The 13,705-nt window shown below is 51.9% G+C and carries 14 protein-coding genes; 4 read left to right on the top strand and 10 right to left on the bottom strand.

What is annotated here, in order from left to right; genetic code table 11:
• Nucleotides 1–22: 22 nt before the first annotated feature.
• The 8 genes from FJM74_RS18065 to FJM74_RS18030 all read right to left on the bottom strand — a co-directional run bounded on the left by FJM74_RS18065 (nucleotide 23) and on the right by FJM74_RS18030 (nucleotide 7,952).
• Nucleotides 23–1,000, bottom strand: a complete 978-nt coding sequence (locus FJM74_RS18065) for a YihY/virulence factor BrkB family protein (RefSeq protein ID WP_187264043.1) — start codon at nucleotides 998–1,000, stop codon at nucleotides 23–25.
• A gap of 261 nt (nucleotides 1,001–1,261) precedes the next feature.
• Entirely contained in the window at nucleotides 1,262–2,716 is a 1,455-nt protein-coding gene (locus tag FJM74_RS18060) for a DUF4403 family protein (protein ID WP_317175582.1), read from the bottom strand.
• 84 nt (nucleotides 2,717–2,800) lie between these two features.
• Nucleotides 2,801–3,130 (bottom strand): thioredoxin family protein, encoded by a 330-nt coding sequence (locus FJM74_RS18055; protein ID WP_187264042.1) that lies wholly within the window; start codon nucleotides 3,128–3,130, stop codon nucleotides 2,801–2,803.
• A 177-nt stretch (nucleotides 3,131–3,307) separates the two neighbouring features.
• Complete coding sequence (locus FJM74_RS18050) at nucleotides 3,308–3,955, bottom strand: BT1926 family outer membrane beta-barrel protein (protein WP_187264041.1); 648 nt, start codon at nucleotides 3,953–3,955, stop codon at nucleotides 3,308–3,310.
• A gap of 80 nt (nucleotides 3,956–4,035) precedes the next feature.
• Nucleotides 4,036–4,779 (bottom strand): DUF3891 family protein, encoded by a 744-nt coding sequence (locus FJM74_RS18045; protein ID WP_187264040.1) that lies wholly within the window; start codon nucleotides 4,777–4,779, stop codon nucleotides 4,036–4,038.
• A gap of 299 nt (nucleotides 4,780–5,078) precedes the next feature.
• Entirely contained in the window at nucleotides 5,079–5,453 is a 375-nt protein-coding gene (locus FJM74_RS18040; RefSeq protein ID WP_187264039.1) for a T9SS type A sorting domain-containing protein, read from the bottom strand.
• A 114-nt stretch (nucleotides 5,454–5,567) separates the two neighbouring features.
• Nucleotides 5,568–6,728 carry a hypothetical protein gene (locus FJM74_RS18035; protein ID WP_187264038.1) on the bottom strand — a complete coding sequence of 387 codons (1,161 nt, stop codon included), beginning with the start codon at nucleotides 6,726–6,728 and terminating at the stop codon, nucleotides 5,568–5,570.
• Between the two features lie 258 nt (nucleotides 6,729–6,986).
• Nucleotides 6,987–7,952, bottom strand: a complete 966-nt coding sequence (locus FJM74_RS18030) for an NAD-dependent epimerase/dehydratase family protein (protein ID WP_187264037.1) — start codon at nucleotides 7,950–7,952, stop codon at nucleotides 6,987–6,989.
• Nucleotides 7,953–8,316: 364 nt separating this feature from the next.
• Between FJM74_RS18030 and FJM74_RS18025 the strand changes: the two genes are divergently transcribed.
• The 4 genes from FJM74_RS18025 (at nucleotide 8,317) to FJM74_RS18010 (ending at nucleotide 11,652) form a co-directional block, all read left to right on the top strand.
• The gene (locus FJM74_RS18025) at nucleotides 8,317–9,582 is read left to right on the top strand and encodes a hypothetical protein (protein WP_187264036.1); all 1,266 of its coding nucleotides are present in this window, start codon (nucleotides 8,317–8,319) and stop codon (nucleotides 9,580–9,582) included.
• A gap of 210 nt (nucleotides 9,583–9,792) precedes the next feature.
• Entirely contained in the window at nucleotides 9,793–10,983 is a 1,191-nt protein-coding gene (gene kbl, locus FJM74_RS18020; RefSeq protein WP_187264035.1) for a glycine C-acetyltransferase, read from the top strand.
• Between the two features lie 164 nt (nucleotides 10,984–11,147).
• The gene (locus FJM74_RS18015; protein ID WP_187264034.1) at nucleotides 11,148–11,438 is read left to right on the top strand and encodes a hypothetical protein; all 291 of its coding nucleotides are present in this window, start codon (nucleotides 11,148–11,150) and stop codon (nucleotides 11,436–11,438) included.
• Nucleotides 11,439–11,454: 16 nt separating this feature from the next.
• Nucleotides 11,455–11,652, top strand: a complete 198-nt coding sequence (locus tag FJM74_RS18010; RefSeq protein WP_187264033.1) for a PLDc N-terminal domain-containing protein — start codon at nucleotides 11,455–11,457, stop codon at nucleotides 11,650–11,652.
• Between the two features lie 319 nt (nucleotides 11,653–11,971).
• On the opposite strand, the gene cdaA is transcribed toward FJM74_RS18010, so the two are convergent.
• Together cdaA and folP are read right to left on the bottom strand one after the other, a co-directional pair.
• Nucleotides 11,972–12,823, bottom strand: coding sequence for a diadenylate cyclase CdaA (cdaA, locus tag FJM74_RS18005; protein ID WP_187264032.1), 852 nt, complete (start codon nucleotides 12,821–12,823; stop codon nucleotides 11,972–11,974).
• Nucleotides 12,820–13,686, bottom strand: a complete 867-nt coding sequence (folP, locus tag FJM74_RS18000; RefSeq protein ID WP_187264031.1) for a dihydropteroate synthase — start codon at nucleotides 13,684–13,686, stop codon at nucleotides 12,820–12,822. The genes cdaA and folP overlap by 4 nt, the downstream gene beginning before the upstream one ends.
• Nucleotides 13,687–13,705 lie beyond the last annotated feature (19 nt).

Raw genomic sequence — 13,705 nt, 5'->3', positions numbered from 1 at the left:
CTTTTCTGTTTCTGTGCTGAGGCTATTCTTCCTGGTTGAACCTGCCTTCTGCCCGTGGCCGGCCAGTGCCTTGCTTGTGCTTTTCAAACTTAGGATGCTCCACAATTTCCTGCTCCTTGTAGAACACGGCGTGTGCCTTGGGCATAATATTATGCCCAAACACAGTTGCATATTGTTGTGTGAACTCTGCTCCGAACAGCACGATGGCCGATGTGTAGTAGATCCATACCAAAATAACAATAATAGAGCCTGCTGCCCCATAGGCGGAGCCAGGGTCGCTGGTGCCGATAAACCAGCTGATCAGGTATTTGCCAAGCACAAACAGCAGGGCCGTGATCAGAGCACCCACCCATACATCGCGCCAGCGAATAACGGCGTCCGGCAGAAACTTGAATATCAGGGCAAATAAAATGGTTACGATAGAGATGGAGATGGTTATGTCGACCACGCTTATAAAGAAAACGCTTACTTCAGGGAAGGCGCTGGTAATGTAGTCGCTCAGGAAAGCGATAATCGTGCTCACCAGCAGCGACAGCAGCATCAGGAAGGCCATGCTAAGCACAATGCCGAACGAGAAAAGGCGCACCTGCAGCATTTTCACGATGCCATTGGTAGGCTTTGGCTTCAGGTTCCAGACGGTGTTCAGCGACTGCTGCAGGGTGGCGAAAAAGGTCGTAGAGGCAAATATCAAGGTGCCTATACCTATCCAGAAGGCAATACCGCCTGCATCGCTGATGGCTGCGTTCTGAATAATACTCTCGATAGACTCTGCCGCATTGGGCCCGATAGCGCTCGAAATCTGTTCAGACAACTCCCCCGATACTGCTTTCTCGCCCAGAAAAAAGCCTGCCGCCTGAATAATAATGACCAGCAAAGGAGGAATGGAAAAAATGGCGTTGAAGGCCAGCGCCGCCGCCAGCAACAGGGAGTTGTTATCGTTAAAGCCATTGAAGGTGGTTTTTAGCAGAGGCCATATTTTGCTTACAGTAGAGTTTGCCATAGGCGCTGTTTCTTTCAATAAGATTTCAAAATGTTGTTTCTGATACGGCGGCCATACAGAATTGGTTAATCATATGCCCATGGCAGAGGTGCTGCGTTGAGGGTAGAGGTTGTGGCGGGAGACCATTGCATTTTGAAGGTTAAAAGAATTTCCTTACAAATTATTCTAATCAGAAAGGCCCTCCGGAGGCACTGCTGCTCCTGCTGTTCCTCCTCCCAGACTTATAACTCTTAACTTATAACTCTTAACTTTTAACTAAACCTACAGCTTGTCTACAGTGGCTGTGAGCGTGCCTTTGGCGTTAACTACTGCTTTTATGCCTGTTGGTGTCAGGTAAATGTTGTCAGGGCTAAGCTCCCGTATGTTGCCGCGCAGCAGCACCGACTCATGCACCCTGGCCGACTGGTCGAGGGTGGTTTGCAGCATCTTTTGCGCCTCGGTGAGCTGGTTTTGCACAGGTATGTTTACCTGCGCCTGCATAATGTCGAGCAGTTTGCCTTTGGCAAACCAGCTGGCTGTGTGCAGGAGCCTGTCTTTGGTGTCGAGGTCGTAGTCCAGGTTGCGTACTTTTATAGAGGCGCTTTGGGCATCGTAGTAGGGGGTGCCGCGCAGGTATACCTTGCCTGCTATCTTTTTGGTGAACAGGCCGGCTTTAGTCCTGCCGTTTACATCCAGCATCAAAATCAGCTGGTCTCCGCCTGGCGTAATGCTGGCGTTGTTCACGGTAAACTGACTTTTGTCGTCATCGAGTTTGTAGGTCTGCCCCGCCACCTGTGCTTGCAGCAGCTTGCTGGCATGCTCGTAGGGGATGTTGGCCGTCAGGCCGATCTGTATCTCATCAGAAAAGCGACTGTCGATGATAAGCTTTGGCAGTTTTTTGTTTGGGGCTTGCTGCGGCTTGCCATCAGTGGTAACAGAGATAAACGAGGTAATGCCGATGCGGGTGCTGAGGGTGCCGTTTTTCAGGAGCAAAGGGGCAATGCGCACATCCTGCGGCACAATGCTGAGCCAGGCATCCAGGTTGTTGTCGAGCTTTACGGGCTGCTGCACCATCAGCCAGGCCTCCGACACATATTTCCGCATGTCGAGGTACTGCTGCAGCTCCTTGTCGAGTTGCCTGGAGATGTTGCTCATCTGGTGGCGTATGGCAGGTTCCACAAAGCGGGCCAGGCCAATTTTAAGCGGGCCGAGCTGAATGGTAGGTTTGGTATTGCCCCACTCAAAGTCGCCGCTCGTGATGGTGTTGATCTTGTAATCCTCGGTCAGGCCGATGCGGCTTTCCGTCTTGATCACCATGTCGAAGGAGGTATCTTCGGTTTTGTCGATGGCCGGGCACAGCTTGCAGGGGTCCCATTTCCAGCGCCCTTTGGCGTAGATGTGGAGCGGAATGCTGAAATAGATCTTGTCTTTATCGGCCCGCATGCTGAGCTTGCCGTTCTTCGATACGGTTACGGCCACATTGTCGCCGTCGAGCTTGTCGTCTTTGTACAGGATGCCAGCAATTTCCTTGTTCAGCTTTTCCTCGATGGTGGCAACAGAGACTGACACTGGAATGGTAATGGAAGACAGGCTGGGCTGGTAAGCCGGCACCGGCGATGCTGAGGCCGCAGGGGCCTCGGTATTGAGCTTGGTGGTGCTGGAACAGCCAGGCAAAGCCATGCTGCCGGTTATCGCCAGCAGCAGGGAGGCGATAAGCTGAAGAGTTAGTTTTTTCACAAATAAGCTGATTTAAAAAAAGCGGTGCAAGTTAGTGCTTTTTCGGATCAGCTGCTACAACTGGGGCCTTCTGAATGTAAAGGTCTACGAATTGTCTTTCAGGAGCTTCGCCAGCATCTCTCTTATACCGTCTTCGGTAGAAACAACGCCGCAGTCTAATAAGGTCCCTTTTCGGTAGGTGGCAAAAAACGGTGTGCCCGTCATGGTTACTTCCTTGCTCGAAACCGGGTTTTCGCGGGCGCTCATCCGCACAAATTGTACGTGTTGATAGGTCGGTTCTGTGGCAATTCTCCGGAACGAGGGTGATAAGACTTTACAGATCGGGCAATTCTCGTCTGTAAACTTCACCATCACTCTGTCTTTTTCAAAAATCAGTTTCCGGAGCTGTTCGTCGTTAGATTCTGTTACGGGCATGGGTGCGTTTTCATAGTTCGTGCCTGTATAGACGCAGAAAACAGGGTGCAGGTTAAGCGCTTTGCCTGAATTTATGCTTTTGGGAGCCTGCAAAAGACACCAACAACCCCGGGGCATAAAAAAAGAGCAGCGCATTTTTGCGCTGCTCTTTTTTTGTTTTGGGTGAAGCAGGTAGTATTAAAAAACAAAGCCAATTCTGATGCCTCCTGTAGAGAACACATTGAACCGGGTGCTGTGGTAGCCGTCTATGGTTTCGTCTGAGGGAACACCTGATTTAAATTCGTATTTTACATCGCGGTTTTTGCGGTAGCCAAGGCCGGCGCCAAATTCAAATCCGGTAAAAAAGTTCTGGGCTATATAAAAGTCCATGCCCGCCACCACATTCAGGCCGATGCCAAATGCGCCACGCTCCGTCATTGACCCTGACCGGGAGTTAGCTCCCCGTACAACTACATCATCGTCTTCGTACCGGGCTCCGGAGAAGCTGATCGGTAGTTCAGCGCCTACGTAAGGAGACAGCCTGTTGGTGCCGGCAAAGTGCTTTTCTACGCCGGGGGCAATCGTGAGCGATGTGTTGCTTCGGTTGGCGTTTTCGCTTATCTTCTCGGAGTTGTGCGCCACGCCTACGCCCAGGCGGTAGGCCATTTCGTCGGTTGCGAACCTGCGTAGCCTGATCTGGCCTCCCTGCAAAAAGGTGCCGCTGGTAAGGTTCACGCCGATTTCGGCTGTGGTGCTGCCTGCTGTTGCTTTCAGGCCACCGTCCTGTGCCTGCGCGCTGAAAGTTACTGCCGTAAGCAGTGCCAAAAGGAAAAGTTTAATTTTCATGATACTGTTGGTTGAGGTTGTTAAAATATATTGTGGCGCGAATATAGGGAATATATTTTTTATGCAAGAGGAGGAGCCGATTACTCCTTAGGTGCGGGGCCGGCTTTTAGAATCCAGGTTCTGGTGGCTGGCTTTGTCTGATGCAGCGTTTCTGCCAGTTCATGGTCGTTGCTGAACTGTAGTTGTTGCAACACCCGGTACTCCACGCTCACCTGCAGTTCTTTTTCCGAAAAAGGCCAGGGCTGCACCTGTACCTCGCTGCTGCGCAGCAGCAGGGCAACGTAAGTTTTACCATCGGGGCCTTTCGCTATTTCCACGGTCCGCTCCCCGGCCGGAAGCTCATTTTTGCAGAGGAGCAGGGAGAGGCTGTCGCACCAGTTCAGGATGGCATAGGCTTTTTGGGCTTCTTTCTTGCTTATTTTAAGGCTTCTGCGGCAAGTGTTCTGGAGCTCCAGCTGCTCATCCAGAAAAGCGTTGGCGGCCTTGGAACTGCCCCGGCCGGGCTCGTACAGAAACGACAGGTGCATAGAGGTGAGCAGCGCAACCCAACGGCTCTGGAACCGGACGGCATGCGCCAGCGCCCGCGCCTGCTCCAGCGTAGGAGGCAGCTGTGTGAAGTCTGCCGGTGCGCCTGCCTCTGTAAGGCCGTCGTGGCCGTGCCAGGTTTTCTGCCTGTTGTCGTGATTGCCGATGGCGAGCAGCGTTTCTACCCAGCGGGCACACTGCAGCTCCGGCTTCAGGTGGTAGGCCAGCTGTGCCGCCAGCACCCCGTGCGCCTGCTGATAAATAATTTCCCACCCTTGTGGAACGGAGTTTACGATCATAGAAGCGGCTTCGCCTAATTAGAAATTCAAAATTCAAAATTTCCACAAATCTGCTTTCGGGCAGCAATAGCAGCATTTTTTACCTGATTTTTAATTATGAAGCTGCTGGTCTGTTCTGATGGCTTTACCATGTTGTAGAGACGTGAGCTGTTGGATTAAGTTAGAAGTTGATGCTGCACTCTCTCCTTCTTTACATCTCCAGATCAACCATTGAGCAACTAGCAACAAACAAATTATTTGAATAAAAACGGCCCTCCGGAGGTGAAATGAACTACTGCTGGAGTAGATGCTGCAGCCTGTTAATTTAGGATAACTTTCTTTGTAAAGACCTTTCCCTGCACCTGCAGCTGCACATAATAAGCGCCACGGCCTAGGGTAGCGGCTGGCAATACAACACCTGCCTGCAGTTCGGTAGGTTTTACCTGTTGGCGAAGCACCTGCTGGCCCAGGGCGTTGTAGAGCACTAGCTCTAGTGGTTCTGTGCCGGGCTTTATATCCGGCAGCGCCACATGGAAATCACGTTTGCTTGGGTTGGGATATACGCTAAGTTCCTGAAAACTTTCTTCTGATAAAGGAGAACTGAGGGTGCCTGGGGTTAATTTAATTACCCAGTACCCGCCATTTGTAGTTGTCTTGTCGGCTCCTGCCCAACTACTGGATGTTCCGCCTAACACATAATCACCTTCATCAGTTATGGCTAACGCTGATAATTGATCATCACTAGGTCCTCCGAGAGTTAAGTCCCAGGCCAAGCTACCATCTGAGTTGAGCTTTACAATCCAAAAGTCCTAATCCCGCCAATAATCCAGATCCCCGCTTCCTTTGGTGTTTTCTGTTTTATCGCCGCTTGCTTGTGAATTTGACCAGCCGCCCAGGAGATAGCTACCATCCTGGGTTGTAGATAACGAGGTTAAATAATTGTTCCCGCCTCCTCCAGCGGTTTTATCCCAGGCCTTGCTGCCGTCTGCATTTAGCTTCACTACCCAATAATCAACAATTCCTCTGGAGGCTTCTGTTTTATCGTCTCTTATTCCTGAATTTGACCACCCGCCTAGGAGGTATCCACCATCCGGTGTTGCAGTCAGTGCAGTCAAAAAATCTATGCCTTTTCCTCCAAAAGACTTCTCCCAGGCTTTAGCGCCATCAGAATTAAGCTTCAGGATCCAATAATCAACACTTCCCTTTGATTCCGTCTTATCGCCACCACCAGACTCGGAGCCTCCTCCAAGTAGAAAACCACCGTCTTTTGTAAGAATCATAGACATGAGTACGTCATCTCCATATCCTCCGAAAGTTTTATCCCAGGCTTTGCTCCCGTCTGCGTTTAGCTTCACTACCCAAAAATCGAATCGGCCAAAGCCACCGCCGCCTTTCCAGCCTTCTGTTTTGTCGCCAGTGGCATCCGAACCAGAGTACCCGCCGAGCAGGTACCCTCCATCTAAGGTTGTAATCATAGAAGTTAAGTATTCGTCTCCAAATCCTCCGAAAGTTTTATCCCAGGCCTTGCTGCCATCAGCATTGAGCTTTACAACCCAATAGTCGCCTTCTCCTCTACATGTATCTGATTTTTCTCCATCTGCTCCTGAATGTGACACTCCACCCAAAAGGTAACCCCCGTCTTCTGTTGCTATGAGAGAATATAGCCAATCCTCATCACTTCCTCCCACTGTTTTGTCCCACTCCTTGGTGCCGTCTGCATTAAGTTTTACTATCCAATAGTCATTGCCGCCTTTTGAGTCTTCCGATTTTATTGCTCCGCTTTCTGCTCCAGACTGACCGCCTATTAAAAAACCTCCATCTGATGTAGTGATTAAAGAGGACAATTCTTTTCCTCCAAAACCTTTGTCCCACACTTTTTCAACCGGCACCTGCGCGAGCAGCAACTGCGGGTAAAAGTAGGTTAGCAAGAGGGAGACAAGCAGCGTGAATTTAGGCAAATATGGCTTCATGATGTGAGAGAATGTGCTCTTGCAAATAAATCAAATGAAAATAGATATAAAATTATTTTTGATGTAATGCACAAAAGGCAGGCTGATTTTCTGAATCCTTACCTTCAGGAGCAATTAATGAGTAGAAGATTCTACTTGAAGGCTTCCTTAGTAAACTAATCTACCTATTCTCATCATAAATTTGAGCAGCAGCAGAATCTGCCGGAAGGCTTATTGCATTAGAAAAATTAGTTTCGGAGCAGCCGCTGCTGACTGCTCCTATAGTAGTGCCTGCTGCTGCAGATTCTCCAGTATATCGGCTGTCATGGCATCCAGGTCGTAGGTAGGGTGCCAGCCCCAGTCTTGCCGCGCCACCTGGTCGGAGATGGTTTGGGGCCAGGAGTCGGCGATCTGCTGGCGGTAATCGGGTTTGTAGATGATCTTGAAAGAAGGAATTAATTTTTGAATAGAAGCCGCAATCTCTTTCGGCGAAAAGCTCATGCCGCTCACATTATAAGCATCACGCACGCTGATGTTTTCGGCAGGAGCCTGCATCAGGTCTATGGTGGCTTTTATGGCATCGGGCATGTACATCATGGGCAGGTAGGTGTCTTCGTGCAGGTAGCACTCAAACGGTTTGCCCTCCACGGCCTTGCGGTAAATATCTACGGCATAGTCGGTGGTGCCGCCGCCTGGCAGCGCTTTGTACCCGATCAGGCCGGGGTAGCGGAGACTGCGGATGTCGAGGCCGTGCTTTCGGAAGTAGTAGGCGCACCACATTTCGCCGGCCAGCTTGCTGATGCCGTACACCGTGCTCGGGTTCATGATGGTGTGCTGCGGTGTGTGCTGCCGGGGGGTATCGGGGCCAAAAACGGCGATGGAACTGGGCCAGAACACCTGCCCGATACCCTGCTCCAGTGCCAGATCCAGCACATGAAAAAGGCCGTCCATGTTCAGGCGCCAGGCAAAACTGGGGTCTTTTTCGCCAGCGGCCGACAAGACAGCGGCCAGATGATAGATCTGTGTGAACTTGTAGCGGCTGGCTATGGCAGCCATTCCTTTCGGGTCGAGCACATCTATCTTCTCAAAAGGGCCAGACGCCAGCAGGTCGGTTTGTTTGGGAGCATAAATATCTGCCGCCACCACCTTGCTTCCGCCGTAGAGCGAGCGTAGCTGGAGCGTAAGTTCCGAACCAAGCTGCCCGCAGGCACCAATCACCAATATCGTTTCAGTTTTGTTTGCCATCTTCTGCGCTGGGCTGTTAGCCTGTTTCGTCACAATACTTAAAGTTGCGCTCATAAGTTGTAAAAACAATCAAAACAGCCTGGGGCCGCCAGAAGGCGATAAGAGAGGGGCTAAAAAAAGAAAACGCCTGCTGCAGGCAGGCGCTCTCATTTGAAGCTAAACTTATCCTATCGTTTACGCATCTAACGGATCAAAGGTAGGAGAAGAAGCCTGGCTCTGAAACAAGAGGCCCCAGATTTAACCATTCCTTAACTTGCTGCAAAATTGGAGGAGGCAATGCCCTGCAGGCCAGCACCATTTTTATATATTTGTAGAGATTAGCCGTAGTGGCGGGAGATGTTCCGGAAATGATGTAGCCTTTTATATGACGTTTGAAGAGTACCTGATAAAGAAGCGGATAAACAGAGCAGCCTTTGAGGCAGCGGAGCCGGCACGTTACGATGCCTGGGAGGCGATGTTTGCCCAGATGCACCCCAACAGCTTTTACATGGCCCAGAAAATGGTGATCAACGATGTGCGCCTGAAATATCACCTCCCCGAAGAAGACATTCCGAAGCCGGACCCTGCCACTGCCGCGCCACGCCCTGCCGCACGGCGCGCGGCCCCGGCACGGCCTGCCACCGAAGCACCGGCCGAGGCGCCTGCCGCCACACCACAACCAGCAGCAGCGGCTGCCCCGGAGCAGGCTGCTGCGCCACGCCCTAAACCGGTGGTGCGCCGCCCTGCCATACCCGCCAGGCCTGCCGCCGAAGGAGAGCCAGCCACACCAGCCGAAGCTAAACCGGAACAAGAAGCCACTCCGGCTGCCCCACGGCCAAGACCCGTTGTGAAAAGGCCTGTTATGCGCAAACCAACCGATGCAGCAGCAACGGCCGAGACAGCCACAGACGGGCAACCTAATTTGAAACAGCAGTCCGGAGAGGTAGCAGCGGAAAGCGAGCGGCCAGCAGCAGGAGCATCAGAAGCAGCTAAGCCTGCTCGTCCAAGGCCGGTTATTAAGAGGCCTGCCGCCCTGCAGAAGCCCCAGGAACCTGCTGCGCCAACTCCGGAAGAACCAACCGGAGCATCAGCTGCGGAAGAAGCAGCCAAACCAGACCGGCCAAGACCCGTAGTGAAACGGCCGACTGCTCTGCAAAGACCTCCGGAGCAACCTGCAATGCCCGCTCCAGAAGAACCCAGCGTCACACCGGCGGCCGCCGATGAGGCAACACCTGCTCCAAAACCACCGCGCCCACGTCCCATCATAAAAAGACCGGCAGCAGCTACCCCTCCTGCAGAGGAGCCAATTGCCAAAGATCCGGCAGCTGAAACAGTGCTGGAATCTACAACAGCGCCACCTGCACCAGGAGCAGAAACACCTGTGTCTGAAGAAAAACCAAAGCCGCCACGGCCACGCCCGGTGATCAAAAGACCGGCTGCTCTCGTAAAGCCAACAGAGCAGGAGGCAAAGCCAGAGGAGGAGAATCCTGTAGTGGCTCCTGCAGCGACAGTTCCGGCTGTGGAGCCGGCTCCGAAGCAACCGGAGGCAGAGCAGCCAGAAGTCCATGAGGAGCCGCAGCAGGAAGAGAAGCCGAAGCCCCCACGGCCACGCCCGATCATGCGTCGCCCGCCGCCAAAAACGGAGGAGTAAAGCTGAAAAAGGACATAAGACGTAAGTCTTGTCAGATTAGAAATTCAAAATTAAAAATTAGAAATTGGCTTGACTGTGAACATAGTCAAGCCTCCCATTAGAATTTTAAAATCAGATACAGCCTTCCTTTGAAGAAACAGAGCGTTGAAATGGATATTCTAATTTTGAATTTCTAATTTTTAATTTGGCGAAGCACTAACATCTACGAACATGTACGAAACGCTAAAACCAGACCTGGAAAAACAGCTGGCCGAAATAAAGGAGGCCGGATTATATAAAAAGGAACGTGTTATTACCACACCCCAGGGGGCTGTGATCGATACCACGCAGCAGGCGCAGGTGCTGAACTTCTGCGCCAACAACTACCTCGGCCTTTCGGCGCATCCCAAAGTAATAGAGGCCGCTAAATCAGCCATCGATACGCATGGCTATGGCATGAGCTCAGTGCGTTTTATCTGTGGCACCCAGGACATCCATAAAGAGCTGGAGCAAAAGCTGGCCGATTTCCTGGGCACCGAAGACACTATCCTCTATGCCGCTGCTTTCGATGCCAACGGCGGCGTGTTCGAGCCGCTCTTCGATGCCGATTCGGCCATTATTTCCGATGAGCTCAACCATGCCTCCATCATAGATGGCGTGCGCCTCTGCAAAGCCCAGCGCTTTCGCTACCTGCACAACAACATGGCCGACCTGGAGGCAAAGCTGCAGGAGGCGCAAAATGCCAAACACCGCATTATCGTAACCGACGGCGCTTTTTCTATGGATGGCACCGTAGCGCAGCTCGACAAAATTGCGGAACTGGCAGAGCAGTACAAAGCCGTGCTGATGGTAGACGACTCGCACGCCACCGGCTTTATGGGCAAAACCGGCCGGGGCACCCACGAATACCACAACATTATGGGCAAGGTCGATATTATTACCAGTACACTGGGCAAGGCGCTGGGTGGTGCTATGGGCGGCTTTACCTCGGGGCGCAAAGAAATCATAGACATGCTGCGGCAGCGCTCACGGCCGTACCTGTTCTCCAACTCTCTGGCTCCCTCTATTGTAGGTGCCTCTATTGCCGTGCTCGATACGCTGAGCGCTACCACCGAGCTGCGCGACAAGCTGGAATGGAACACCAGATACTTCCGCGAAAAAATAACCGAAGCCGGTTTCGACATTACACCAGGCGACCACCCCATTGTGCCGGTTATGCTCTACGAAGCGCCACTGGCGCAGGAGTTCGCTGCCCGCATGCTCGAAAAAGGCATTTACGTTATTGGCTTCTACTATCCGGTCGTTCCAAAGGGCAAAGCCCGGATACGGGTGCAGCTGTCGGCGGTGCACGACCAGGAGCACCTCGACAAAGCTATTGCCGCCTTCACGGAAGTTGGCAAAGAACTGGGTGTGATTACGTGAGGCAGCAAAAGGTGATTTAAAGAATTCGGGTTTGCTAGGCAGGACAAGCCCATGCCCCCGTTTCTTGCGGCTTGTGCCTCTATCAAATGCTAACAGAAAAGCTGCTCCTGCTATGGGAGTGGCTTTATTTTTTTCTACCTTTAAATAGATAAAGCTAAACAGGAATGAACAACATCAAAATAAAGCCTGGCCAGGTAATGCTCGGCACGGTGCTGACGTGGGTGGCCATGTCCTTGTTTGCCTATACCACCGCCGGTTTGCGTGGCGATGAGGCGAACCTGACCAGTACCTTGCTGCAGATTACCTTCTACTTTTCGCTGCTGCTGTCGGTGGAGGCCTACCTAAACATGCTGCTGAACCCGCAGTGGACCCGGATAAACCTGGGTACCATTATGCTGCTGTGCGCTCCCGCACTCATGTACCTGGTGTGGTATTTAAGCGAAATGATTTTTTAAATTAGCAACGCGTTTCATGGATTTTGGCTCGTATAACCTGGTCGTTTTAATACTTATTCTGCTCAACTACCTGCTGGTGGTCTTTAGCCTGTTTCACCTTATATTCAAAACGGATTACACCTTATGGGACCGCCTGCTCTGGATGGTGCTGCTCTGGGTATTGCCTATAGTTGGCCCTGTTGGGTATTGGTTTTACTGGAAGCGCGGGAGATAGGGCAGCAGAGGCTTCGAGTACAATCCAGATAGTGCTTAATACAGAATTATTCTAATAAAAATGGCCCTCCGGAGCTAATCCTGCAGGGGGAATTTGAATAACTTTTTCTGCCATGGAGAATTCCAGGAAGATGAGAGGCCGTCTATACCTGCCGCATGTTACCGCTCCGCTCCAACTTGCGGCAGGAATCGTTTAATAGCACCATTTTTTTCTGCAAGATTAGCTCTGGAGGGCCATTTTTATTAGAATAATTCATTTCCTCCCAGATATTCCTTTCAAATAAAAGGTCTTGTGTCTTACGTCCTGTGTCTTTTTTCGATTAAGCTACATTCACAGGCTTTTCGGCAGAGGCCGGGGGGGCAGTCGGCTTCTGCTGGTCGGTGTCGAACAGGAGCTGGTTTAGCTTAATGCGCAGGTCGGCAGAGGAGAGGTTCCGGAATACTTCGCCGTTGCGCACCAGGGCAATCTGCCCCGTCTCTTCCGACACCACCAGCACAATGCTATCGGTTACCTCAGTCAGGCCAATGGCGGCGCGGTGGCGCAGACCCATAGAGGCCGGTATGTCGTTGTTTTCGGTTACGGGCAAGATGCAGCGGGCAGCTTTAATGCGGTTGTTGGCAATAATCACGGCGCCATCGTGCAGCGGGCTCGTTTTGTTGAAAATAGACATGAGCAGGCGCTTCGAGATCACGGCATCAATCAAATCGCCTGACTCAGCGTAATATTTCAGCTCGGAGCTTTTGGAGAACACAATAAGCGCCCCGGTGTTTTTGCCAGCCAAGGATTTGGCGGCTTCTATAAAGGGCGTGAGGCTCAGCTTTTCGGCCTGCTCGCGCCGCCAGGGGAAGCTCTTGAAAAAGCGGTCGTTGTTAAAGGCGGTGGTTTTCCCGATCAGGAGCAGGAAGCGCCGAATCTCCGGCTGGAAAACGATGATGGCCGCCAGCACCCCCACGCCCATAAACTGCCCCAGTATAATGCTGAGCAACTCCATGCCAGCCGCCCTTACCACCAGGTAGAGCAGGTAGATCGAGAGCAGCCCCAGGAAAATCTTCAACGCCACGCTGCCCGTCAGGAGCTTGTATAACTGGTACAGAAGCACTGTTACAAGCAGAATGTCGATTATTTCGAGCCATCCTATCTCCAGGAATCCTATGGCGAATAGTTGAATCAAAGCGTAGTCTTAGTAAATAGGTCTATGGTCTGTTTTGTTTCTTTTACGTCATGAACGCGCAAAATGTCGGTACCGTGTGTTAACGCCAACATATTTAAGGCTATTGTGCCCGGCAAAGCCTCTGCCTGGTCTATTCCCAGAAACTTATAGGTCATTGATTTGCGCGACAGGCCCACCAGCAGCGGCAGCTCCAGCATGGTGAATTCACGCAGACGGTTGAGCAGCTCAAAGTTCTGATCCACAGTCTTGGCAAACCCGAAGCCGGGGTCCAGGATAATGTCTTTCACGCCTGCCGCGGTGAGTAGGGCCAGTTTCTGCTGCAGCTCATCAAGAATATCCACCACCAAATCCTGGTAGGTCGTGAGGCTGCTCATGGTTTTGGGCGTACCGCGCATGTGCATGAGCACGTACGGCACCTGCAGCCGCGCCACGGTCTGGAACATCGCCACATCCAGCGTGCCTGCCGATATGTCGTTTATAATGGCGGCACCGCTACCAATGGCAGCTTCGGCTACGCCCGCCCGGAAAGTGTCTACAGAGATGATGGCATCAGGAAAGGCTTTTACAATGGCCTTGATAGCCGGAACAACCCGATCCAGCTCTTCCTGCTCCGACAGGTCGGCCGCGCCGGGGCGGGAGGAGTAGCCGCCCACATCGAGTATGGCAGCGCCATCGGCGAGCATCTGCTCTGCCTTTTTTACAACTTCATCCAAAGAGCTAAGGCGGCTGCCGGCATAGAAGGAATCAGGCGTCACGTTCAGGATACCCATTACCTGGGGCGTGACCAACGACAGGATTTTTCCGTTGCAGTTAAGTGTTCTTTTTTTATGAAAAAGCGTATCTTTCGCTCTTGCTGTAGGCATCTGTATCAATTGTTTTTAA

It is taken from the genome of Pontibacter beigongshangensis (genome assembly GCF_014332515.1).
In the GTDB taxonomy this organism is placed as follows: Bacteria; Bacteroidota; Bacteroidia; order Cytophagales; family Hymenobacteraceae; genus Pontibacter; species Pontibacter beigongshangensis.
This window is presented reverse-complemented; position numbering and strand designations above follow the sequence as displayed.

Excerpts from the sequence above, each read along its gene's own strand:
- FJM74_RS18065 (WP_187264043.1), bottom strand. The coding sequence starts at position 1,000 with ATGGCAAACTCTACTGTAAGCAAAATATGGCCTCTGCTAAAAACCACC.
- FJM74_RS18055 (WP_187264042.1), bottom strand. The coding sequence starts at position 3,130 with ATGCCCGTAACAGAATCTAACGACGAACAGCTCCGGAAACTGATTTTT.
- FJM74_RS18050 (WP_187264041.1), bottom strand. The coding sequence starts at position 3,955 with ATGAAAATTAAACTTTTCCTTTTGGCACTGCTTACGGCAGTAACTTTC.
- FJM74_RS18045 (WP_187264040.1), bottom strand. The coding sequence starts at position 4,779 with ATGATCGTAAACTCCGTTCCACAAGGGTGGGAAATTATTTATCAGCAG.
- FJM74_RS18035 (WP_187264038.1), bottom strand. The coding sequence starts at position 6,728 with ATGAAGCCATATTTGCCTAAATTCACGCTGCTTGTCTCCCTCTTGCTA.
- FJM74_RS18030 (WP_187264037.1), bottom strand. The coding sequence starts at position 7,952 with ATGGCAAACAAAACTGAAACGATATTGGTGATTGGTGCCTGCGGGCAG.
- FJM74_RS18025 (WP_187264036.1), top strand. The coding sequence starts at position 8,317 with ATGACGTTTGAAGAGTACCTGATAAAGAAGCGGATAAACAGAGCAGCC.
- kbl (WP_187264035.1), top strand. The coding sequence starts at position 9,793 with ATGTACGAAACGCTAAAACCAGACCTGGAAAAACAGCTGGCCGAAATA.
- FJM74_RS18015 (WP_187264034.1), top strand. The coding sequence starts at position 11,148 with ATGAACAACATCAAAATAAAGCCTGGCCAGGTAATGCTCGGCACGGTG.
- FJM74_RS18010 (WP_187264033.1), top strand. The coding sequence starts at position 11,455 with ATGGATTTTGGCTCGTATAACCTGGTCGTTTTAATACTTATTCTGCTC.
- folP (WP_187264031.1), bottom strand. The coding sequence starts at position 13,686 with ATGCCTACAGCAAGAGCGAAAGATACGCTTTTTCATAAAAAAAGAACA.